Raw genomic sequence first — 22278 nt, 5'->3', positions numbered from 1 at the left:
AAAGATTTTCCGGGCTGGCCATACTCTAATGATGATTAGCTGCTGTTTCCTGAAAAACAGCTTAGTCTAACAACACAATTCCTTCATCCTCTGCCGCCAGAATCATGTCCTCAATTAATGATCTTATGGTTTCTACAAATACTTTCTGGTCTGTCGCTGGCGTCAACGGTATCAGGCTAATGCTTTTCTCGCTTAACGGCTCAGCTTCACCCGCTCCTCCTTTTTCTGGGTAAAACACCAGCACTTGATGCACCGGGCGTATTCTTTGCCAGCGTTTTTTTCGATAAATATACGGTGACCTCACATTATCCGCATAACTGATCAATTGTTTCATTGTATCACTAAGTGCTGTTTTCTTTCGATACTTTAAGTCCATTAAAATCGCACCGATAAAAATGCCCCCAATAAATACATCTACTCTGATATCGGGGTTATTATTGGTACTCGTCGTATAGACCGGAAAATCAGCAGGATCTGTTTTTTCCATATCACTTGGAATTTTCCCGTCGTATACAATTTGCAGCCGGAGATCCCCTCTTAATAATGAAACAGTGGTACCTTTAGGGATTGTCGGAATTACAAACAAATTGCCAGAATTCCATCCGTCAGGTTCGAAAATCCAACCGGATCTTTTTTCAAAGTCATATGTGCTTCCGCAGAAATGGGAGAGAACTTGCAGGTAGCCCCATATCTCATATAATTGGTCTGTTCTTTTCCATTGATACCGCCAAGCCGGATGCAGGGAAACATTCACTTCTTCAGAGTCCAAGATCCGGCTAACCTGCCATATTTTCCTGTATCGAATATCTTCAAGCATTTTATTAGGTGTCGAAAGAGGATGCTGATTTGCAATTTCATGATACCAATGGCACGTCTTCAATACATTTAGGGCGCCCTTCATTTGTGCAGCTCTATCACGGTACTGTCCCAGCTCTTTTAAAAACAATTTTCTTTTTTCATAAGGCGTATAGGATGAAAATGCACTGTTCGTGTTGTTTTCCAGCTGCCCGATGCAGGTGTCGAGTGCAGCGATAAAATGGTCCAACAGTTTGACCCATTTTTCGATGATCATTTTGAGCATCCTGTTTTCAGGCAGGTCATAATTGATTCTTTTTTTCAATGACAATAGTTCATCCGCTGATTCCGGATGCTTTAAACGATAACGGATGGAAACTTCGTCGATTTGGGACGGCCGCTCAATTGGCTGAAGCCGATATTCCTTTTTTAAAGTATACCGCACCCTCTTTGCAAGATCAGATACAATGGCGGATACATCTGAAAAGTAACTGTTCAGCGTATTAAATTGCCGGAACAAATTCGGATCAATCGGCATGTTTTCAAACTTCATGTTTACATGCTGTTTCCGGACGACATCGAGCGCCAAGCCTCTTAACTGGTCTTCTACTTCTTTCCTCATTGTACTCAACTGGTCTTCTGTCAGCCTATTTGAAATGACTTTTACGAGCGAATAGTATTTTTTTCCTCTGGTATGTATGGTTACACAGTATATACCCGGAATGTAAGGATAATATTCTTCATTTGAGTGATACTTAAATAGTGTCACTTGCTGGCCGGCTGCGAGGTAAGGCTTTCCTTCCCCGTCTACCGGCAATCCTGCATTTAGCAGGATATCAAAGCCATCCATATAACACTTCGCACCATCGTCCGTGCTAGTAAAAGATAACTCCAGAGGGATATATTCCCGTAAAATTAAATAGCCGTGTTTGCCTTCATCCCACTCATAGAGGTTCTCTACAAAGGGAGTGAGCACTTTCTCTTCCCGTGTTCCATCCTGGTATATATGTGTAAATACAACCGAGAAGCCTGTATTAGATTGTGTATCCATTTAATTTCAACTCTTTCGCTTTTTGTTTCACAATTTCACGGCTCTTTTCGAAGTCAGAGACTTGTTGATGTTGATCAAACAGATTTAATAGTATACTGCCGTTTACTTCCCCTGTTTCCTTATCATAAACTCCCGCAAGCTCACGAAGCTGATCCTCGGAACCCCTGAGTTTCGTGAGAATCCGCTGCACCATTTGAAGATCAAATGCCTGCTCTCTCGTAAGCACATCCTGGACAGGCAAATTGGCCAAATACGCATCTATTTGCTTTACAATCCGCGGGCCGACTCCGATTTGTTTATTTGCGTCGTGTAACGCCTGGTGAACCTTCCAAAGGAATTTCAGTTCTTCATCCATAAGGGCTACATTTCGTCTATCCGCTTTAAATGATGTATACGTCTCAAAATCTACTTCTTCTGTACCAAGCGCAAAGATTTTTTTCCTTTCCGGCAGCTTTTTCATATGTTCGAAAGGCATAATTTCGAGCGACAGCACATTCGCCCGGTCCAGTACTTTATCTGAAAAGTGATACGTCGATTCATCCACATTCACTGTGCCGACAAATAATACATTTTCACGTATCGCAATCGTTGGCGGATACTGAGCGGAATTATAGAGTCGGCTTTCCAAATCGTCATTATACAACCGCAGCTCTCTTTTTCCATGATCCATTTCCAGAATAGAAAGAAACTGTGAAAAATAATGTTCAACACGAGCCAGGTTCATTTCATCAAAACAAATAATAAACAATTTATCCTTTTCATCTTCTGCTTTTCTTAAGGCATTGATCAATCCTGAATCCCCCGGACGGTACACCATATGGAGGGTATCCGCATAACCAATTAGATCTGAATCTGACGTCCATGAAGGGCTCACCGGTATGAGCGTATATTGAATCCCTTTTAATCCCAGCGCATGGCTGTAAAGTTCCACCAATTTCGTTTTGCCGGTGCCACTCATTCCCGAAAGAATGACAAGGGAGGAGGACTTCATGCACGTATGAAAATTGATCAAGTCTTTTTTCTCATATACAAACCCAAAATCCCTCGTCGTGGTAAACAGGTTGTCCAAAAATTTATTTTCTTTGGCATTATAAGGTGTTAAATCCGGATCCGGTGTTTGAATCCCTTCTACCTGTAGAGTTGCTGCTGCTTCAGCTTGCATTTGCACATTAGGTATTTTTTTGGGATCCTCCTGCACTTTGTTGGTCTGTTCAATTGCCGGATTTGCTTCCTCTTTTTCTAACTTTTCCAGGTTTAACGGGACAGCCTGCTCCACAAGGGTGGTCAGTTTTGTGTAAAGTTCAAGCGGAACAAAGACAATGTTTGGAATCTCATCACTAAAATAGCATTCTTCAATCCATTCAGGTGTCAGCCCAACTTCTTTTAATTCGCCTTGGATTTCAAAGTTAAAACCGCCATGCGCGTGCTGGTGGTGGTCAATTTGACCAAAAACCGAAAAATGGTCATCTTCTTCGTCTTCTTCTCGCCACATCACCAATGAAGGCGTGTCATCTGGCTCATGAGACAAATTTTCCACTTTTCCAACGAATTTTTTGTTGTATAATCTGAATAAAAACTCGTCTTTTTCTATGTGATGCGCTTCCTTGTTGAAAACCGGAACAGGAATTAACCGCAGGTTAGTGTGGAAACTCGGCAATTTCGGAATGATCCGGACATCGATTGCATTAAATACTTCTTCGTGATTATAACGCAATCTTTTTTCTACCTTAAACACAAACAAACGGTCTTCCAGCCATTCTCTTAACCGGTCTTTCCGTTCAAAGTCAGTTAGGCGATAATCATCCTCAAAACCCCATCTTTCCAAATCGGAATAAAATCCGGTTACCGTTTTCACATTTGGAAAACTTGCTGCAGGTTGTGAAATAATTTTAATAAAGAATTGAAGGCAATCCTGTTTATTGATGATGATGGTGTCTCGGTTCGATAAATCGAAAGGATCCGATTCTGCCAATACACCAATCATGTCATTTCCCCATACTTTTACTCCCATTATTTAATCCCTCTTTCAATGTATTTCTTGACGGATGGAAAATCTTTAAACTCTCTTACTTTTTGTGTATAAACATTTTTTATCTTCTTTTTGAGCCATGGCGGAACAAGGTAGGCCATCATCCAAATTTCGTCTGCATCCTCCAGCTCCCCGGTTTGTACTGCCTCTTTGAACTTATTTGCCTCAATCGTATGAAATAATGGATTTTCGGACTCATCAATCAACTTATTTTTCGGATCTCCTATAATATAAATTTGCCGGGCAGCCGCTGTACTTTCAGACGGTTTAGATTCAACCCACTCATCCGTTTGGACTGCGGCAGCCACTTCTTTATTCGTGTTCAACAGCAACGCGTTTAAGTGTGAAATTTCCAATTTGAGTTTCTGAATCTCATCTTTTAACCGCTGCATTTCCGCCTCAGATGTTTTTTTCCACTCATTGAGCCTATTCTTCTGTGTTCTTTCGTTTCCCAATTCTTGCTGAAGTTGTTCTTTTTCCTTTTTCCATGATTGTTTCTCTGCCTTCCAGTCTTTTTTTAAGTGGGACAGGAGCAATTCACACTTCTTAATACTTTTCTGTAATTCCTGATTTTTTTTCTGTGATTTTTGCCACTTTTTCTGCCAATGTGCTGAATCATGTTCATCTTCTTGCTTTGGTGGTTCTGTTTTTTCAGTTAAAACTCTTAGTTCGTCCAAACTGGAGAGACCATTTTTCTTGCAAACCAGCTCCTCGAATTGTTTCGCCCGTTCATGATGACGGTCCTCAGGACTGGAGTAGAGCGCTCCGAGAATCAAATGCAAAGTTTTTCCGTCCTGATACAACTTGAATAATTCATGTACTGTTTTATCTCTTACATCGTCTTCGTCTTTTGCTGCTACTATCTTATAAAAGTCCTGAATCTTTTTTAAGTTACTCTCCTTCAGACACTCCCTGGTCACCAATGCCCTTATTCTCGTAATATCTTTACTAGTGATATGCCGAAAGCCTCTTATACTTATTTTCCAAATCCTGATTAAATTTGCTAGTTCATCATCTGGAATGGTACTAAATATTTTCTTCCATATTTCTTTCTCCATCTTTTCCCCTCCCGATTCCATTTACTTATCATTTTACTTTATAGTGATACCGATAGAAATGCTTTTAACAGTCTTTTTTTCTGTCCTCTGTAATCCAGCGCAATCAAACTGATCTGATTCATCCATTATATTCTCTTTTCTTCGGTCTAGCTTTTTTTAAATGAAAAAGGTGCTTATCCCTTAAGCACCTTTTTCGCTTCCCTTATTATGATTTGCTGTTGATTTTAATCTGATACAAATCTCTTCTCCGGTCGGCCAGTTGCCGGACGGAGCCGCTGTTGCGGTTGCGGCGCAGTTTCTCAAGATCGACATCGCCGACAACGACGGTATCGACATTGGGATCGCATTCCCCGACAATGCCGTCGCGGGCAAAACCAAAATCGGAGGGGGAAAAAATGCCGGACTGGGCATACTGGATATCCATGTTTTCCACGTGGGTCAGGTTTCCGACTGTTCCCGCAATACAGGTGTACACCTGGTTTTCAATGGCCCGCGCCTGCGCACAGTAGCGGACGCGCAAATAGGCTTGGCGGTCGTCCGTGCAAAACGGGACAAAAATAATGTTCGCGCCGTAGTCGACAGCGACACGGGCCAGCTCCGGAAACTCGATATCATAGCAAATCAGAATCGCAATTTTCCCGCAATCCGTATCAAATACATTGAGTTCGTTTCCTTCCGCGATCCCCCACCATTTCCGCTCATTTGGCGTAATATGGAGTTTGGTCTGCCTTTCGATCGTCCCGTCGCGCCGGAACAAAAAGGCGACATTGTAAATGCCCCCGTCTTCTTCCACAAAATGGGACCCGCCGATAATGTTGACATTGTAGCGCACGGCAAGCTCTGTAAACAGTTCAATATATTGGTCTGTGTACTCGGAAAGCCGGCGCACTGCCTGGTCAGGACGCTTTTCCTCCAGGTAGGACATCAGCTGCGTGGTGAAAATTTCCGGAAAAACGGCAAAATCAGAACCGAAATCCGCTGCCACATCGACATAATATTCCACCTGTCTGACAAAATCATCGAAGGAATCAATTTTTTTCATCATATATTGGATTGCTGTAATCCTAACCGGGAACGAAGCATGATAGACACGGCGGGACTTCGGCAAATAATCAACGTTATGCCATTCCATAAGCGTTGCAAATGAAGCGGATGCTGTATCATCCGGCAAATACTGCCTGTTGATCCGCATAATCTGGAACCCTTCAAGCAGCTGGAAGGAAAGAACCGGGTCATATATATTGTGCATCTCAACCTCTTCCACGTATTCGCGCGGGGTCATTTTGTCTTTATATTTGCTGTAATTCGGAATCCGGCCGCCAATGATGATGCTTTGAAGGTTCATTTTCCGGCAAAGCTCTTTCCGTGCCTCATACAATCGATGCCCGAACTTCATGCGCCGGTATTCCGGGTCGATCATCACTTCAATGCCGTACAGGTTGAGCCCGTGCGGATTATGGTTGGTAATATAGCCGTTCGCGGTGATCGTATCCCATGTATGCTGATCCTCGTATTCATCGAAATTGACAATTAAGCTGGAGCAGGAACCGACAACTTTCCCTTCGTATTCCACGCAAAACTGCCCTTCCGGAAAAATCCGGATATGGCTCTCGAGCTGCTCGCGTTTCCACGGCTCCATCCCCGGAAAACATTTTTTCGACAATGCCATAATATCATCAATGTCTTCGAACCGGATGTTCCGCACCTCGATTTTCTTCTCAAACTTGGATACATCTGTCTCTGGCACAATCTCACACCCTTAACACACTTTTTCTTTTTATCATACCCTATCCGGAACGGTTTTGCTCAAAAAAACTCTATGTAGGGCTTGCTAAGTCAGTAATATTCCTAGATTTAGCAAGGCTGCTGACAGCTTTCCGCACCTATTAAAAGGATTTTACAACAAATCCAGGGAAAAGCTTGCACTCGAAAGCCGATTCAACATATGGAGAAGAAAAAATCGCCCATTTTCCCTTGAGAGAGCTGCAGACAAATTAGGTACAAACTCAGAATCGGATTCGTTCAGCAAGCCCTCTGTATCCTTTCATCATCCAGCAATTGGAATACCTCTCTCTAGATGTTCATTTCACCGTGTACAATGAGATGATGGAGTGTCTTCCCATTTTTTCACTTACCTGCCCTTCGAGTAAACCGAAATGTTGAAAATATAAGTTGACAAATCGGAATAATATTATTTATCATAGTTTTAACAAATTATTTTCTTGCTATACAACTTATCAAGAGAGGGGGAGGGACTGGCCCGAGGAAACCTCAGCAACAGATTCTTTTTGGGAATACTGTGCTAATTCCAGCAAGCGTCAAGCTTGGAAGATAAGTTAAGGAGTGCGCCCTCTTCTTAACTTTCTTGAAGGGGGCCTTTCTTTTTTGGATCATCCGAATTGCCGGCCGGACCACCAGGCACACACGAAATTTATTTTTGGGGGTAGTGAAAAATGGCTCATATTGATGAAACAAAAATCGCCCGCATTATGGAATCATTGCAAAAACTGGAGTTTGGAACAGTGGTCATTTCGATCCATGAAGGGAACATCACACAGATCGAAACAACCGAGAAAGTCCGGTTTGCACTGGAAAAGAAAAAAGCGGCACTTCCCAACCAAAAGATGGGATGACGGGCGCCGGTACTCCGGTTATCGCTTTCCCCGTTTTTCGTACGACACGAATGCCGGCATTTGGATATCGTCCAAATGCCGGATTTGTTTATGAGTACAAAGATATTGAAGTTTGCGGAAACAATGTTTTTAAAGCAGCATTCAGGCGGTCAGCTGCTTGCCGGTCGAGTTCATAGAGTCCATCCCTTTTTTTCACTTGTTGGTCGAGAATAAACACCCCTTTTTCTATGCACGTTGTCCCGAGTGAGGCCAAAACCGGTTTCAAGGCGTAATCGAGCGCGAGCAAGTGGCCGAATGTACCGCCCATGGCGAGTGGCAGCACCTGCTTGCCGGATAAGCCATTTTGCGGCAAAAGATCCAGAAATGTCTTGAGCAATCCGGAATAAGACGCTTTATAGACCGGTGTCAAAATGATTACCGTATCGCCTTCTTCTACTTTTCTTAATGCCCTGGTGATGGGCGGGCTTTGCCGGGCATTCATTAAATCGCCGGCCGGAAGTTCCCGAATATTGATGAGCTCCGGTTCGTACCCGTGCCCCCTTAACCCGGCCCTGATATAATCACGGATCCCATTTAATCTCGTATACGCAGAAGGGCTCCCGTTCAGCAGTACCACTTTTTCCGCCATATGAATCCCCCAATTCTTCCTTAATTTTTCATTGCGTGCAACAGCTGATGGCCGTTGTTCCCTAAAATGCGGTTTAAAATATGATTGGTTGTTGCTGAAAAGAGGGCGTGGTCCCTTTTCCGTGGATAAGGAAGTTTTACCGGATAATCCATCGCAATTTCCCCCTCTTCGATTAACACAACCCGATCAGCGAGGGCGACTGCTTCTTCCACGTCATGTGTCACCAATATGGCCGTAAAATGTTTTTCAAGCCAAAGCGACTGGATCAGCGCATGCATTTCAATCCGGGTTAATGCATCGAGCGCCCCAAGCGGTTCATCGAGGAGAAGGATGTCCGGCTCATGGATTAATGCCCTCGCCAGTGCCACCCTTTGTTTCTGGCCGCCGGATAAAGACGAAGGCCAATCATTTGCACGCCCTTCCAGCCCGACTTTTCCAAGCATTTCAAGTGCCTTGTTCTTCCAGTCGCCCGCAAGGCCAAGCCCGACATTTTGAAGCACGGTTTTCCATGGGAGCAGGCGGCCGTCCTGAAACATCATTTTTGCCGATCCGTTTCTGCCGGATAAAGGCGCCCCGTTTATAAGGATTTTTCCGCCGCTTGCCGCTTCAAGTCCTGAAAGCAGCCTGAGAAGCGTACTTTTGCCGCATCCGCTCCTCCCAACAATCGCAACAAATTCCCCTTTTCTTATTTTTAAATGAAGATGGCGCAGGATGCGATGGCTGCCGAATGATTTCTCCAGCCCCTCAATCTCTACAGCAAACGCCTTTTCTTTCGGCATCGTTTCCTCCTCCTTTATTTTTGATATGACGGGTGCCACTTTAACAATCGTTGTTCTGCGATTTTTGCCAGCCAGTCGGACAGTTTTCCAAGAAGGGCATATAAGACAATACTCAAAACGACAACATCAAGCTGCATGAACTCGCGGGCGTTCATGGCCATATAGCCAATGCCGGAGTTGGATGCAATCGTTTCGGCCACAATCAAGGTTACCCATGTGACCCCGAGCGCATAGCGCACACCGACTAAGATGGAAGGAAGCGCCCCCGGCAGGATCATATGCCAAAAAAGTGCCGTCCCTTTCAGCCCGTAAACTTCTCCCATTTCGATTAGCGCTCTGTCCACCGAGCGGATGCCATGGAACGTATTTAAATAGATTGGAAAAAAGGTGCCGAGCGCAACGAGAAACAGCTTCGCTTCTTCCCCGATCCCGAACCATAAAATGACAATCGGAATCAGGGCAAGGTGGGGAACGTTCCGGATCATTTGCACGGTACTATCGAGCAGGCTTTCCGCTTTTTTGGACAGCCCGGTAAACAACCCAAGTCCAAATCCGATTCCGCCGCCAACCAAAAATCCGATCAGTGCCCGTTTTGTGCTTGCGCCGATATAATTGAAAAGCTGCCCGGATTGCGTGAGACCCCAAGCCGCTTTTACAACGGCAACAGGGCTTGGGAGCACATTGGGTGGCAAGATGCCAGCAGAACTTGCAAGCTGCCAGGCAAACAGCAGGCAAACCGGCACCACCCACGGCATGACGCGTTTTTTCAACATCAGATCGGCCTCCTTACTTTAATACTTTCGGCAGTGCATCGTTCGCCACAATCTCGCCGAACGGGCTGATGACATTGGAAACGGGGGCATCAGGCTGTTCAAGCGGCAGGTATGGGAACAACAGCTCAGCCGTCCGGTACGCTTCTTCAAGATGCGGATAACCGGATAAAATGAACGTTTCAATGCCAAGCTCCGCATATTCCTTCATTCTTTCTGCGACAATTTCCGGGCTCCCTACAAGTGCCGTTCCCGCACCGCCGCGCACGAGCCCAACGCCGGCCCAAAGGTTCGGGCTAATTTCAAGATTGTCCCGGCTGCCGTTGTGGAGAGATGTCATTCGTTGCTGGCCGACCGAGTCAAACCGTGAGAAAATCTTTTGGGACGCTTGGATGAGTTCATCATCGACATACCGGATCAAGTCATTGGCTGCATCCCATGCCTCGTCCTCTGTTTCCCTCACAATGACATGGAGCCGAATCCCAAAACGCACTGTCCTTCCTTGTGCTGACGCCAGTTTTTTGACATGATCGATTTTTTCCTTTACTTTTTCCGGCGGCTCGCCCCAAGTCAAATAGACATCGACATGTTTTGCCGCCACTTCCTGCCCGATTTCCGACGACCCGCCGAAATAAAGCGGCGGATAAGGCTGCTGCACCGTTGGATAAAGCAGTTTGCTCTCTTTTACGTTTAAATATTTGCCTGTAAAATCCGCTTCCCTGTTTTCGAGCAAGTTCCGCCAGATGGTCAGAAATTCATCGGTCAGTTCATAACGTTCGCGGTGGCTGAGGTGGAGACCGTCTCCGGCCAGCTCAACCGGATCTCCCCCTGTGACAACATTGATGAGTAGTCGCCCTTCAGAAAACCGGTCAAATGTTGCGGCCATTCTCGCTGCCTGCGATGGAGACATGATCCCGGGCCGGACCGCAACGAGAAACTTCATTTTTGAAGTAACCGGAATCAGGCTTGAGGCCGTCACCCATGCATCTTCGCAAGATCTTCCGGTTGGGAGCAAAGCCCCAGTGTAGCCGAGGTGGTCGACAGCCTGTGCCACTTGCTTTAAATAGTTGAAAGTGACGGCCCGCCCGCCGGTTGTTACCCCCAGGTAGCGCGAATCGCCATGTGTCGGTATAAACCAAAATACGTTCAACCTTTATTCCCCCTTTATTTGGATAAAAATGCTTCTTTCACTTTGATTGGTTTCGGAATTAACTTCAGTTTGTAAAATTCATTTGCGATTTGCTGCTGGTCTTTCAGCGTTTGAGTTGTGATTTTCTCAGTGCCGAAGTTTTTGCGGCTAAGCGTCAGTTCCAATGATTTCTTATCCATTCCAATCTGCGGTGCCAGGAATTCGGCCGCCTGCTTCGGATTTTTTTCCACCCATTGATCTGTTTTCTCAAGTTGCTTGAAAATTACATTGAGAACGTCCGTATGGTTTTGCGCAAACGGCTTTGCTGCCAGGAAGAATTCCCGGTTCGCGACAAGGCCGGTGCCATCCGCGATAGTGCGGGCTTTCGTTGCCAGCTGTGCATCAGCCAAAAACGGATCCCAGATCACCCACGCATCGACATCCCCTTTTTCAAATGCAGTGCGCGCATCGGCGGGCGCGAGAAAAACCGGATGGATGCTGCTATAGGGAATGCCGGCTTTCTCCAATGCCCGTACAAGCAAATAATGGACATTCGACCCTTTGTTCAACGCGATTTTCTTGCCTTTTAAATCTTTGAGGCTATGAATGTTGGAATTTTTCGGGACAATGATGGCTTCCCCTTTTGGATTGCTGGCCGAATCGGCAAAATATACGAGCGGCGCCCCTGCTGCCTGAGCAAAAATGGGCGGTGCTTCCCCCGTATGGCCAAAGTCTAGACTCCCCGCATTCAACGCTTCCAAAAGCTGCGGGCCGCCGGGAAATTCCGTCCATTTTACGGAATATCCGAGCGGTTTCAGTGCTTTTTCAAGTGTTCCTTTCGCTTTTAAAATGTTTAAGGTTCCGAATTTCTGATAGCCAATCCGGACCACTTTGCCGCCTTTTTCGCCCGATTTTGCCGCTGCTGTATCCTTTTTCCCACTGCTGCATCCGCTGATGAGTAAAAAAATGGCGGTGATCAGCAGCAAATGGACCGACACCAGTCGCTTTCGTTTCTTTAACATTTCCCTCTCTCCTTTCTTGTTTTATAGCATTATGTAGGAGGTACACATGGGCACCGCCCCCTTTCCTATCATTCCGATTTATTTAGTTGGTAAAAGGCCGCAAAAAAGGCCCCTCATCTTTTAAATAAAGTGAGGAGCCTTCGGTTGACCGGCCGGCTTCAAAATATTTCAATTGTCTTTCCACATCAGTATCCGCTTAAATGTTGCTTGCCCGTTTGAAAGGTTAAATTCATTTTAATTCCACTATTCCGACCTGTCAAGTAATATTTTATTTTTTTATCATTCATGCTGATCGCCGGTATCATGATGAAAACCTTTGACAATTGTAAAAAAATCAGGTAAAGTACCAATGTACGAACATTTATTGAGTTATATTCAAATAATATTCGTTTTTAGGAGTGTAAATCCATGGATACAGTGTTTGATTATGAAGATATTCAGCTAATTCCGGAAAAATGCATTGTAAATAGCCGCTCGGAATGTGATACAAGTGTGGAATTGGGCGGGCGGAAATTCAGATTGCCTGTTGTGCCGGCCAATATGCAAACCATCATAGATGAAAAAATCGCAGTCTACCTTGCGGAAAACGGATATTTTTACATCATGCACCGTTTTCAGCCGGAAAAACGGCTTTCGTTTGTGAAGGAGATGAAGGAGCGCGGGCTTTATGCTTCTATCAGCACAGGCGTCAAGCCGGAAGAATATGCGTTTATCGAAGAACTGGCCGCAAGAAATCTGGAGCCGGAATATATAACAATTGACATTGCACATGGCCATTCGAATGCCGTGATTGATATGATCCATCATATCAAAAAGCACTTGCCGGAAACCTTTGTCATTGCCGGAAATGTCGGCACGCCTGAAGCCGTCCGGGAATTGGAACATGCCGGGGCAGACGCCACAAAAGTCGGCATCGGGCCAGGAAAAGTATGCATTACAAAAATTAAAACCGGGTTCGGAACAGGGGGCTGGCAACTGGCGGCATTGCGCTGGTGTGCAAAGGCGGCAAGCAAACCGATTATTGCGGACGGCGGAATCCGCACGCACGGTGATATTGCCAAATCGGTCCGGTTCGGGGCGACAATGGTAATGATCGGCTCCCTTTTCGCCGGGCACGAAGAATCCCCGGGTGAAACGATTGAAATGGACGGAAAACTTTACAAAGAGTATTTCGGGTCGGCATCGGAGTTTCAAAAAGGGGAACGCAAAAACGTCGAAGGGAAAAAAATGTACGTGGAATACAGAGGTCCGCTTCAGGATACGCTGAAAGAAATGGAAGAGGACTTGCAATCTGCCATTTCCTATGCCGGCGGTAACAAACTGGCGGACATTCGGAAAGTGGACTATGTCGTTGTAAAAAGTTCCATTTTTAACGGAGACCGGGTGTATTAACGCCCGGTACAGTTGAACGTATCCCATTTAGGGCTTGCTGAACGAATCCGATTCTGATTTTCTCTGCAAGCTCTGTCTCAAAATATAGAGGAATTCTTTTGCGAAAATGGGTGATTTTATCTTCTCCATCCGTTGAATCGGCTTTCGAGTGCAAGCTTTTCCCTGAAATGGTTGTAAATCCCTTGCATTAAATGGTTGCCAAAGCTGTCAGCAACCTTGCCAAATCTAGGAATTTTGCTTATGCAGCAAGCCCTATTTCCGCCCCCGGCCTGCAATCCCAAAAAGGCAGCAAATACCCGCTGCCTTTTTTTAGTTTGTAAGTGATCTGCAGGTAGCCGCTGTATATAAGGGCCCACCAAATGATCATTCATTGCAATTATTCGCCCGATACCAGATCCAGGTTCTCTACATAGAAAGTATCGTTCATTTATACACACATCCACTAGAAAAAGGAAATAGCTAAAAGGATTTCCAGGGTATGAAAATCCTTTTCCTGCTTTTTAGTACCTCAATATAAAGAACGTTATAGAAAACATTAAAGCAAATCCGACAATAACAGTAATCATAACCTTGAATTTTGTCCATTTATAATGTTTTTTCCTAAGTGAAATAATTAGCAATAAAAACATCATCATCCAAATAAAAAGGGACATAATTTCTTCTCTTTATCTTGTTTTTACTGAAAAGATTAAAGCCCAAGTGACTGAGACTGTAACACCTTTCCCCTTATCATGAGCGTCCATCCTAGACGCCAATAATTGCCAGTAAGTTCCAGCTACAGCTCCAACAAATGCCCCTGGCACAAAGCCTAATGCACTCAGCCCACCTGCAGTACCACCTGCGGCTATGCTTGCTGAATAGGTCTTTAATATAAGATTTTGTTTGTGCGTGTGTATACCAGTTTTTATATCCCCACCAATATCTTTTCGTTTTTTCATATTTTTTAGAGGACGAACGAGACGCTGCAAGTAGACCTTATTATCAGAAGAAAAAAGCACGTTTATCCCAACCCTGTAAAAAGCTCTAAGTGGCAATATCAAACTAACCGTCATCCGCCATCTATTCCATCTGCACTGATAACAGTTTTATCTATAGAATTACTTCCAGCAACACCTTTTTTTGTCCGTCGAAAAAAGAGGGATTCTATATTTCTTGTTGGACGAGATCTAATAAGAAATCTCCAAAGTCATTTGCGATGATTTTGTATTGCTGATTTTCTAAACTTATTCCAGGAATAAACGATACCACTTTTGGCTCTTTATTATTTCCAACATGATTAAAGTCGAGACAAAAAAGCTCGTCCCCCCCAGTGTCATAAATAACAAGAAGATGCATAGGAAGGTCACTTTCCTTTCTTTCTGTTAAGGTATACCAAATTGCATCGGGCACTGAAGAGTTTTCAAAGTCCTCCTTAATGATTCCGTATATCTCTTGAGACCCGAAATTCCCTGCTCCAAAGGATAATAAAAAGTCCCTATATAAATTGGAAAATGTTAATCCAAGCTTTTTCTCAGCCATAAAAATTAAATGGTTATTCCGGCCACCTACAAAGTCTGCGATTTTTTCATTTTGATAGATTAGTTGTTTTGCCTTTTCGTAGTTTTCTATGCTCAAAATCTATTCCTCCATTTCCAAAATATAATCATTCGCCCTGTGTTTTCAATAGCCAGCTCTCCGTTTATTAGTCTACGTTAAGGAAGCGTGCGAAAATGGCGTTGTTCCTTTACATAGAGGCTATCTACGTTAAGGAAGCATGGAAAAATTGTCTTGTTCCTGAACATAGAGGGCGTCTACGTTAAGAAAGCATGAAAAATTGGCCTCATTCCTTCGCATGAAGCATGTCTACGTTAAGAAAGCGTGAAAAAATTGCCTCGTTCCTTTACATAGAGCATGTCTACGTTAAGGAAGCATGAAAAATTGGCCTCGTTCCTTCACATAGAGCATGTCTACGTTAAGGAAGCGTGCGAAATTGGCCTCGTTCCTTCACATAGAGCATGTCTATGTTAAGGAAGCGTGCGAAAATGGCATTGTTCCTTAACATAGAGGGCGTCTACGTTAAGAAAGCATGAAAAATTGGCCTTGTTCCTTCACATAGAGGCCGTCTACGTTAAGAAAGCATGCAAAATTGGCCTCGTTCCTTCACATAGAGCATGTCTACGTTAAGGAAGCGTGCGAAAATGGCATTGTTCCTTAACATAGAGGGCGTCTACGTTAAGAAAGCATGAAAAATTGGCCTTGTTCCTTCACATAGAGGCCGTCTACGTTAAGAAAGCATGCAAAATTGGCCTCGTTCCTTCACATAGAGCATGTCTACGTTAAGAAAGCATGAAAAATTGGCCTCGTTCCTTTACATAGAGGCTGTCTACGTTAAGAAAGCATGGAAAAATTGTCTTGTTCCTGAACATAGAGGGCGTCTACGTTAAGGAAGCGCGCAAAAATGGCCTTGTTCCTTCACATAGAGGGCGTCTACGTTAAGCAAGCATGAAAAATTGGCCTCGTTCCTTAACATAGAGCATGTCTATTTTAAAAAAGGATATGAGCCAATGATGGCCCATATCCTTTAGCTTTTACTTGAGCTGTAAATGTTTTTCCCTGACTTCTTTCGTCGCTTGGACAAGATTTTTAAGCGCAGGAATCGTTTCTTCCGGTTTTCTTGTTTTCAGGCCGCAGTCAGGATTGATCCAGAATAATTTAGGATCAATCACTCGAAGCGCACGTTCAATGCTCGTCTTGATTTCCTCGACACTTGGTATTCTCGGGCTGTGAATGTCATAGACACCGAGGCCGATCCCTTTGTCGTACTGATGGTCTTCAAAAGTGGAAATGATTTCCCCATGGCTTCTGGCAGCCTCGATTGAGATCACATCAGCATCCAGTTGGCCGATGGCATCAATGATTTCATCAAATTCCGAATAGCACATATGCGTATGGATTTGGGTGCTATTCTCCACATAGCTGGTTGCCAAACGGAAAGCATAAACAGCGGCATGAAGATACTTTTCTTTTTTCTCCTCTTTTAATGGCAACCCTTCGCGAATAGCCGGTTCATCTACCTGGATCATCCGAATCTCATTTTCCTCAAGGGCCTGAATTTCTTTTTTCAAGGCAAGCGCAATTTGATTGATGACATCAAATGGGCGAATATCATTTCGAACGAATGACCAATTATAAATCGTAACAGGGCCGGTGAGCATGCCTTTGACCGGCCGGGTTGTCAGACTTTGGGCATAGGTGCTTTCTTTTACGGTCATTGGAGCCTCCAGATCAACATCGCCAAAAATAATCGGCGGCTTGACACATCTGGAACCATACGATTGAACCCAGGCAAAACGGGTAAAAGCGAAGCCGCGAAGTTTTTCACCAAAATATTCGACCATGTCATTCCGCTCAAATTCACCATGGACGAGCACATCGATGTCCAAGTCTTCCTGAATTTTAATCCATTTTGCGATATTTTGCTGAATGAATTGTTCATATTGGCTTTCCGTCCATTCGCCCTTGCGCCATTTTTGTCTTGCTGAACGAATCTCTTTGGTTTGCGGCAGACTGCCAATTGTTGTCGTCGGCAGAAGCGGCAGTTTCCACTTCTTTTCTTGAATCGCTTGCCGCTCAGAAAATGGCAACGGCCGTTTTGGCATGTCATCCCCAAGCGATTGAATTTCTTTTTTAATTGAATCAATGTTTCGATGCGATGAGTGATTTAATGCCTGTATCGCTTCGTTGCTTTCTTTTATTTCTTCAAGGATGGCATCGCGCCCTTCATTCACGCCTTTTACAAGTGCCACGACTTCTTTCAGTTTTTCATCCGCAAAACTGATCGCATTTTTTAAAACTGGCTCCAGTTCGCTTTCTTGGCGGACCGTGACGGGAACATGCTGTAAACTGCAGGATGGCTGAATCCAAAGCCGTTCCTGATCCACAAAATGGAGGAGATCATTTACTTGTTGTAACGCTTCATCAAGATCGGTGCGCCAAATATTCCGGCCATCCACCACTCCCGCAGCAAGTACTTTATCTTCCGGGAATCCGTATTTTTCAAGTGATGCAAGATTAGCACCGTCATCATATACAAAATCAAGACCAATCCCTTGGACAGGGAGAGCTGCCACGTCCTGATAATGATCAACAGATTCAAAGTACGTTTGAAGTAAAAGATTTAAATTGGGAACAGCTTGATGAAAAGCTTCGTATGTTTCTTTGAAGTAGCCAAGCTCTTTCTTGTCAAGCGTTGTGGAAAGAATGGGTTCATCGACTTGAACCCATGTCGCTCCCGCTGTTTGAAGATCGGTAAAGACTTCAATATAAAGCGGGATAAGGGCGCGCAAAAGATTCGGAAAGTCCTTCTTTTCAAACCCCTTTGATAGTTTTAACAAGGTAACAGGGCCCACAATAACCGGCTTTCCATCGATATTCAGCTCTTTCTTCGCTTCAAGATAAAGATTGAGCAAACGATTTTCAGTAATATAAGGGGTAGTGCCGGCGTTTATTTCCGGGACGATGTAATGGTAATTGGTATTAAACCATTTTGTCATCTCGGAAGCGACCGCATTAGAATTGCCGCGGGCTATACTAAAATATGTATCTAAGCTGACAGCGCCGTTTTGATGGTGAAACCGTTCAGGGATAAAGCCGAAAAGAACTGAAGTATCGAGAATATGGTCATATAAGCTAAAATCACCGATAGGAATCAGATCGATCCCGCTATTTTTTTGCTTTTCCAAATAACTCAAACGCAATTCCTTTATCCGTTTTAAAAACGCTTCTTCAGAAAGCTTTTTTGACCAAAATTGCTCGAGCGCCTTTTTCCATTCCCTTTTTTCTCCGATTCTGGGGTAACCTAAGTTGGAACTTTTTACTTTTGACACATCGTTCTCCTCCTTGTTCGTGACCCTGTATAAGGGGTTCCGCTGCGAAGTTATGGAAAAATACCGAAGTTATGAAAAATACTGAAGTTATGTTTCTTATTGTATACAGGCTGGTGCCTGAATGCAAGGAAAAATTGGATTCGGTGAATACGTCGGGGGATTATTTTCGAGGGGAAATCGTTCGAAATGCCATCTTAAACGGTAAAACCGTACGAATTATCTTTATGCATTCCAAATAGGCGCGGGAATCCGCTGCATATAAGCGCATGCTGGTCCCGTATATCACCGCACAAAAACAGGCAGCAAGAATTTTGCTGCCTGTTTTCGGCTTACATATCGTCTTTGGAAAATGCGCCGGGGAGGAGTTCTCCGACGGTGGTTAGCCGTCTGTCGCCTTTTGTGTTCACGAGCAGGACCGGCATATCTTTCTCGCAAAATTCACTCATCACTTGGCGGCATGCCCCGCATGGCACAATGGGTTCATCCGTATCTCCGGCGATGACCATGTATTGAAATTCCCTTTCCCCTTCAGATACAGCTTTAAAAATAGCCGTTCTTTCCGCACAGTTGGATAATCCGTATGATGCATTTTCAATATTGCATCCTAAATATTCCTTCCCGCTTTTTGTAATAAGGCAGGCGCCGACCTCAAAGTGGGAATAAGGAACATAGGCGGCTTTACGAATTTCAATGGCATCTTTGACCCATTTTTCAACATCCATGTCTCGCACTCCCTTTCTTATTCGCTTACAATTTGCACCGATCCAGCTCTTTGAACGAGCGAATCCCCGATTACGATTCGCTCACAATTTTTACGCCGGAGCTGGCCCCGATTCTTGTTGCGCCGGCTTCAATCATGGCTTCCGCTTCTGCTTTTGTATGGATTCCGCCTGAAGCCTTGACACCGGCTTTGTCCCCGACTGTTTGCCGCATCAGTTTTACATCCTCTATCGTGGCGCCGCCTGTTGAAAATCCGGTTGACGTTTTTACGAAATGGGCGCCTGCCTTGACAGCCAGTCTGCAAGCCAGTTCTTTCTCTTCGTTTGTCAATAAGCAGGTCTCGATAATGACTTTGACCAATTTTCCTTGTGCCGCTTCCACGACCGCACGGATATCCGCCTCAACGGCTTCTATATCTCCGCTTTTTAATGCACCGATATTGATGACCATATCAATTTCATCCGCGCCGTCCTCGATTGCTTTTTTCGTTTCAAAGGCTTTTGTCTCGGACGTTGTGGCGCCAAGCGGGAAGCCAATGACGGTGCAGACTTTCACGCCTGTTCCAGCCAGCTCTTTGGCAGCCAATTTTACCCAGTAAGGATGAATGCAGACAGATGCAAAATGATATTGTGCAGCTTCTGCTGTTAAATTTAAAATGTCTTTTTCGGTTGCTTCTGGTTTTAATAAGGTATGATCAATATACGCTGCAAGGTTCGTCATAAAATTTCCCCTTTCAATAGGATCGATTATTCTGTAATGATTTTATGAATCAGTTTCGGTTCCTCACCGTGATCGGAGATGGTGATATTGTCGTATATTTTTTCTTTTACTTCTTCGACTGCTTCCCGGTTTGCATAAATCGTGGCGAGCGGTTCTCCGGCTTCTACCCGATCCCCGACTTTTTTCCGCAAAACGATTCCTACTGCAAAATCAATTTTATCTTCTTTCGTGGCGCGTCCTGCCCCCAGCATCATTGCCGCAACCCCGATCTGGTCTGCAACCATTTTGGAAACGTACCCGGAAGTTTTTGCCGGGAGATCGATCGCATATTTCGCTTGCGGCAGTTTTTCCGGATGGTCAATCACAGAAGGATCCCCGCCCTGGTTGGCGACAAATTTTTTAAACTTTTCAAGACCGGCGCCATTCGCGATGGCTTCTTTCAGCATTTTCCTTGCTTCTTCCAATGTCGTCGCTTTTCCGGCAAGCACCACCATCTGGCTGCCGAGTGCAAGCACCAGTTCCGTCAAATCGTCAGGGCCCTCTCCTTTTAGCGTGTCGATGGCTTCTTTTACCTCGAGGGCATTCCCGATGGCATATCCGAGCGGCTGGGACATATCGGAAATCACGGCCATGGTTTTGCGGCCGACATGGTTGCCGATCCGGACCATTGTTTCAGCAAGGCGGATGGCATCTTCTTCTTTTTTCATAAAAGCACCGGCGCCTGTTGTGACATCTAAAACAATGGCATCTGCACCCGCAGCAATTTTTTTGCTCATGATTGAACTTGCAATCAGCGGAATGGAGTCCACCGTTGCAGTGACATCTCTTAGTGCGTACAGCTTTTTATCAGCAGGTGCCAGGTCGGCGGTTTGTCCGATAACGGCAACTTTTTCCCGGTTCACCAAATCAATAAACTGGTCTGTCGTAATTTCAACATGAAACCCTTGAATGGATTCCAGTTTGTCAATGGTACCGCCTGTATGCCCCAAGCCCCGGCCCGACATTTTTGCTACCGGGACGCCAAGTGCGGCTACAAGAGGGGCGAGGACAAGTGTTGTTGTGTCACCGACACCGCCGGTTGAATGTTTGTCTACTTTGATGCCGTGGATGGCAGACAGATCAAGCGTTTCCCCGGAATGGACCATCGCCATGGTCAGATCCGCAATTTCCCGATCTGACATATCCTTAAAATAGATGGCCATGGCCAGGGCGCTTGCCTGGTAATCAGGAATGATGCCTTCTGTATACCCCTTCACAAAAAAGTTGATTTCTTCCGTTGCCAGTTCTCCGCCGTTCCGCTTTTTTTCAATAATGTCGATCATCCGCATGGCTCGTCACCTTTCTTTTCAGCGTAGTTCGTTCAAAAAGCTGGTCCCGATTTTAGGTGCACGGACACCGAAGTTCTCTGCGATCGTTGCGCCGAGATCGGCAAACGTCTGCCTTACAGGAAGGGCGCGACCTTCTTTAAAGCGCGGGGAGTAGACAAGCAGCGGCACGAATTCCCGTGTATGGTCCGTTCCTTTAAACGCCGGGTCGTTTCCGTGGTCAGCCGTAATAATCAGTAAATCTTCTTCCGACAGTTCCGGCAGCACTTCATCAAGCCGCTTGTCAAACGCTTCAATCGCTTGTCCGTAGCGGATCGGATCACGGCGGTGGCCGTATTTCGCGTCAAAATCGACAAGGTTCGTAAAACAGAGGCCGTGGAACGGTTTTTTCAGTTCGTCCACTAATTTATCCATGCCGTCCATATTGCTTTCGGTGTGGAATCCTTTTGTGATCCCGTGACCGCTGAATATGTCGTTGATTTTCCCGATGGCGATGGAATCCAGCCCGCTATCTTTGATAAAATCCATCACGGTTTCTTCCGTTGGTTCCAGCGTAAAGTCTTTCCGGTTGGACGTTCTTGTAAAATTATCGGCAGACGTTCCGACATACGGCCTTGCAATGACGCGCCCGATCCGGTAAGGCTCATCAATCGTCAGCCCCCGCGCATATTCGCAGATTTTGTACAATTCTTCAAGCGGGATGATTTCTTCATGGGCCGCAATCTGGAGAACAGAATCACCGGAAGTATACACAATCAGCTCCCCTGTCTCCATTTGCCTTTCACCGAACTGCTTAATGATTTCCGTGCCGCTTGCCGGTTTGTTCCAAAGCACTTTGCGGCCGCTGAAATCCTCGATTTTTTTTATCAATTCATCCGGGAAACCTTCCGGAAACGTGTGCAGCGGGCTTGTGACAGGAAGGCCCATCATTTCCCAGTGGCCGTCCATGCTGTCTTTTCCTGCAGAAATCTCCTGCATTTTGGTGAAGAAAGCTTTCGGATGTTCCTGCACCGGCACCCCAACGAGCGGTTTTTCCGGACGGATATTGGACAATCCCATCGCTGCCATATTCGGGACGTTAAGCCCGTTCATTTTTTCGGCAATGTGACCGAGTGTGTCGCATCCTTCATCGTCGTACTTTTTTGCATCGGGTGCTTCTCCTATTCCGACCGAATCCAGTACAATAATCGATACTCTTTTAAATTTTTCTGCCATCATTGTTCTCTCCTTTATGCCAAAACATGGTTTGAAGAATCACTTACTTTCATGCTGGTTACTGCGCAGGTACCCCGTTGTGAAACAGAAGGACAGCCACAGTGAAAGGTCTACCTGTAAAAACGGCTGGCCGGCAGGTAGCAAGGA

The 22278-nt window shown here is 45.1% G+C and carries 19 protein-coding genes and 1 riboswitch; of the genes, 2 read left to right on the top strand and 17 right to left on the bottom strand.

From position 1 onward, the window contains the following. Positions 1 to 61: 61 nt before the first annotated feature. From BCOA_RS26005 to BCOA_RS25990, 4 genes are all read right to left on the bottom strand, one after another. Positions 62 to 1846 (bottom strand): DUF2357 domain-containing protein, encoded by a 1785-nt coding sequence (locus BCOA_RS26005; protein WP_014096994.1) that lies wholly within the window; start codon positions 1844 to 1846, stop codon positions 62 to 64. After that, the gene (locus tag BCOA_RS26000) at positions 1830 to 3857 is read right to left on the bottom strand and encodes an McrB family protein (protein ID WP_014096993.1); all 2028 of its coding nucleotides are present in this window, start codon (positions 3855 to 3857) and stop codon (positions 1830 to 1832) included. Before BCOA_RS26000 ends, BCOA_RS26005 begins: the two co-directional genes overlap by 17 nt. Continuing rightward, the gene (locus tag BCOA_RS25995; protein WP_014096992.1) at positions 3857 to 4933 is read right to left on the bottom strand and encodes a hypothetical protein; all 1077 of its coding nucleotides are present in this window, start codon (positions 4931 to 4933) and stop codon (positions 3857 to 3859) included. The genes BCOA_RS26000 and BCOA_RS25995 overlap by 1 nt, the downstream gene beginning before the upstream one ends. A gap of 205 nt (positions 4934 to 5138) precedes the next feature. Next, positions 5139 to 6680, bottom strand: coding sequence for a bifunctional GNAT family N-acetyltransferase/carbon-nitrogen hydrolase family protein (locus tag BCOA_RS25990; RefSeq protein WP_014096991.1), 1542 nt, complete (start codon positions 6678 to 6680; stop codon positions 5139 to 5141). Between the two features lie 484 nt (positions 6681 to 7164). Beyond that, positions 7165 to 7271, top strand: a riboswitch (SAM riboswitch). Between the two features lie 115 nt (positions 7272 to 7386). Between BCOA_RS25990 and BCOA_RS25985 the strand changes: the two genes are divergently transcribed. Next, positions 7387 to 7566 (top strand): YezD family protein, encoded by a 180-nt coding sequence (locus tag BCOA_RS25985; RefSeq protein ID WP_014096990.1) that lies wholly within the window; start codon positions 7387 to 7389, stop codon positions 7564 to 7566. A gap of 88 nt (positions 7567 to 7654) precedes the next feature. On the opposite strand, the gene ssuE is transcribed toward BCOA_RS25985, so the two are convergent. The 5 genes from ssuE to BCOA_RS25960 are packed head-to-tail and all read right to left on the bottom strand — an operon-like array spanning position 7655 to position 11894. Continuing rightward, a complete protein-coding gene (ssuE, locus tag BCOA_RS25980) occupies positions 7655 to 8194 on the bottom strand; it encodes an NADPH-dependent FMN reductase (protein WP_014096989.1) in 540 nt (179 codons plus the stop codon). Positions 8195 to 8214: 20 nt separating this feature from the next. Then, complete coding sequence (locus BCOA_RS25975) at positions 8215 to 8973, bottom strand: ATP-binding cassette domain-containing protein (protein WP_014096988.1); 759 nt, start codon at positions 8971 to 8973, stop codon at positions 8215 to 8217. 14 nt (positions 8974 to 8987) lie between these two features. Further along, entirely contained in the window at positions 8988 to 9746 is a 759-nt protein-coding gene (gene ssuC, locus BCOA_RS25970) for an aliphatic sulfonate ABC transporter permease SsuC (RefSeq protein WP_014096987.1), read from the bottom strand. Between the two features lie 13 nt (positions 9747 to 9759). Next, on the bottom strand, positions 9760 to 10893 hold the full coding sequence (ssuD, locus tag BCOA_RS25965; protein WP_014096986.1) for an FMNH2-dependent alkanesulfonate monooxygenase: 1134 nt from the start codon (positions 10891 to 10893) through the stop codon (positions 9760 to 9762). Positions 10894 to 10907: 14 nt separating this feature from the next. Then, positions 10908 to 11894: a sulfonate ABC transporter substrate-binding protein gene (locus BCOA_RS25960; protein WP_014096985.1), complete on the bottom strand. Its 987-nt coding sequence runs from the start codon at positions 11892 to 11894 to the stop codon at positions 10908 to 10910. 408 nt (positions 11895 to 12302) lie between these two features. On the opposite strand from BCOA_RS25960, the gene guaC reads away from it, so the two are divergent. Further along, positions 12303 to 13286, top strand: coding sequence for a GMP reductase (guaC, locus tag BCOA_RS25955; RefSeq protein WP_014096984.1), 984 nt, complete (start codon positions 12303 to 12305; stop codon positions 13284 to 13286). A 116-nt stretch (positions 13287 to 13402) separates the two neighbouring features. Here guaC and BCOA_RS35330 read toward each other — a convergent pair whose 3' ends face one another. The 8 genes from BCOA_RS35330 to BCOA_RS25915 form a co-directional block, all read right to left on the bottom strand. Next, a complete protein-coding gene (locus tag BCOA_RS35330) occupies positions 13403 to 13657 on the bottom strand; it encodes a hypothetical protein (RefSeq protein ID WP_017552292.1) in 255 nt (84 codons plus the stop codon). Positions 13658 to 13951: 294 nt separating this feature from the next. Beyond that, on the bottom strand, positions 13952 to 14338 hold the full coding sequence (locus tag BCOA_RS25945) for a hypothetical protein (protein ID WP_014096983.1): 387 nt from the start codon (positions 14336 to 14338) through the stop codon (positions 13952 to 13954). A gap of 91 nt (positions 14339 to 14429) precedes the next feature. Further along, positions 14430 to 14900, bottom strand: a complete 471-nt coding sequence (locus BCOA_RS25940) for an SMI1/KNR4 family protein (RefSeq protein WP_014096982.1) — start codon at positions 14898 to 14900, stop codon at positions 14430 to 14432. 953 nt (positions 14901 to 15853) lie between these two features. Then, on the bottom strand, positions 15854 to 18151 hold the full coding sequence (gene metE / locus BCOA_RS25935) for a 5-methyltetrahydropteroyltriglutamate--homocysteine S-methyltransferase (RefSeq protein ID WP_014096981.1): 2298 nt from the start codon (positions 18149 to 18151) through the stop codon (positions 15854 to 15856). A 329-nt stretch (positions 18152 to 18480) separates the two neighbouring features. After that, positions 18481 to 18873 carry a cytidine deaminase gene (locus tag BCOA_RS25930; protein WP_014096980.1) on the bottom strand — a complete coding sequence of 131 codons (393 nt, stop codon included), beginning with the start codon at positions 18871 to 18873 and terminating at the stop codon, positions 18481 to 18483. A 70-nt stretch (positions 18874 to 18943) separates the two neighbouring features. Next, on the bottom strand, positions 18944 to 19591 hold the full coding sequence (gene deoC / locus BCOA_RS25925) for a deoxyribose-phosphate aldolase (protein WP_014096979.1): 648 nt from the start codon (positions 19589 to 19591) through the stop codon (positions 18944 to 18946). Positions 19592 to 19617: 26 nt separating this feature from the next. Continuing rightward, positions 19618 to 20919 (bottom strand): pyrimidine-nucleoside phosphorylase, encoded by a 1302-nt coding sequence (locus BCOA_RS25920; RefSeq protein ID WP_041818016.1) that lies wholly within the window; start codon positions 20917 to 20919, stop codon positions 19618 to 19620. A gap of 18 nt (positions 20920 to 20937) precedes the next feature. Next, entirely contained in the window at positions 20938 to 22131 is a 1194-nt protein-coding gene (locus BCOA_RS25915) for a phosphopentomutase (protein WP_014096977.1), read from the bottom strand. Positions 22132 to 22278 lie beyond the last annotated feature (147 nt).

Source organism: Heyndrickxia coagulans 36D1, from assembly GCF_000169195.2.
GTDB lineage: Bacteria > Bacillota > Bacilli > Bacillales > Bacillaceae_C > Weizmannia > Weizmannia faecalis.
This window is presented reverse-complemented; position numbering and strand designations above follow the sequence as displayed.

Bases quoted from the DNA above. Each gene is read 5' to 3' on its own strand.
- BCOA_RS26005 (WP_014096994.1), bottom strand. From the start codon at position 1,846: ATGGATACACAATCTAATACAGGCTTCTCGGTTGTATTTACACATATA.
- BCOA_RS26000 (WP_014096993.1), bottom strand. From the start codon at position 3,857: ATGGGAGTAAAAGTATGGGGAAATGACATGATTGGTGTATTGGCAGAA.
- BCOA_RS25995 (WP_014096992.1), bottom strand. From the start codon at position 4,933: ATGGAGAAAGAAATATGGAAGAAAATATTTAGTACCATTCCAGATGAT.
- BCOA_RS25985 (WP_014096990.1), top strand. From the start codon at position 7,387: ATGGCTCATATTGATGAAACAAAAATCGCCCGCATTATGGAATCATTG.
- ssuE (WP_014096989.1), bottom strand. From the start codon at position 8,194: ATGGCGGAAAAAGTGGTACTGCTGAACGGGAGCCCTTCTGCGTATACG.
- BCOA_RS25975 (WP_014096988.1), bottom strand. From the start codon at position 8,973: ATGCCGAAAGAAAAGGCGTTTGCTGTAGAGATTGAGGGGCTGGAGAAA.
- ssuC (WP_014096987.1), bottom strand. From the start codon at position 9,746: ATGTTGAAAAAACGCGTCATGCCGTGGGTGGTGCCGGTTTGCCTGCTG.
- BCOA_RS25960 (WP_014096985.1), bottom strand. From the start codon at position 11,894: ATGTTAAAGAAACGAAAGCGACTGGTGTCGGTCCATTTGCTGCTGATC.
- guaC (WP_014096984.1), top strand. From the start codon at position 12,303: ATGGATACAGTGTTTGATTATGAAGATATTCAGCTAATTCCGGAAAAA.
- BCOA_RS35330 (WP_017552292.1), bottom strand. From the start codon at position 13,657: ATGAATGATCATTTGGTGGGCCCTTATATACAGCGGCTACCTGCAGAT.
- BCOA_RS25945 (WP_014096983.1), bottom strand. From the start codon at position 14,338: ATGACGGTTAGTTTGATATTGCCACTTAGAGCTTTTTACAGGGTTGGG.
- BCOA_RS25930 (WP_014096980.1), bottom strand. From the start codon at position 18,873: ATGGATGTTGAAAAATGGGTCAAAGATGCCATTGAAATTCGTAAAGCC.
- deoC (WP_014096979.1), bottom strand. From the start codon at position 19,591: ATGACGAACCTTGCAGCGTATATTGATCATACCTTATTAAAACCAGAA.
- BCOA_RS25920 (WP_041818016.1), bottom strand. From the start codon at position 20,919: ATGCGGATGATCGACATTATTGAAAAAAAGCGGAACGGCGGAGAACTG.
- BCOA_RS25915 (WP_014096977.1), bottom strand. From the start codon at position 22,131: ATGGCAGAAAAATTTAAAAGAGTATCGATTATTGTACTGGATTCGGTC.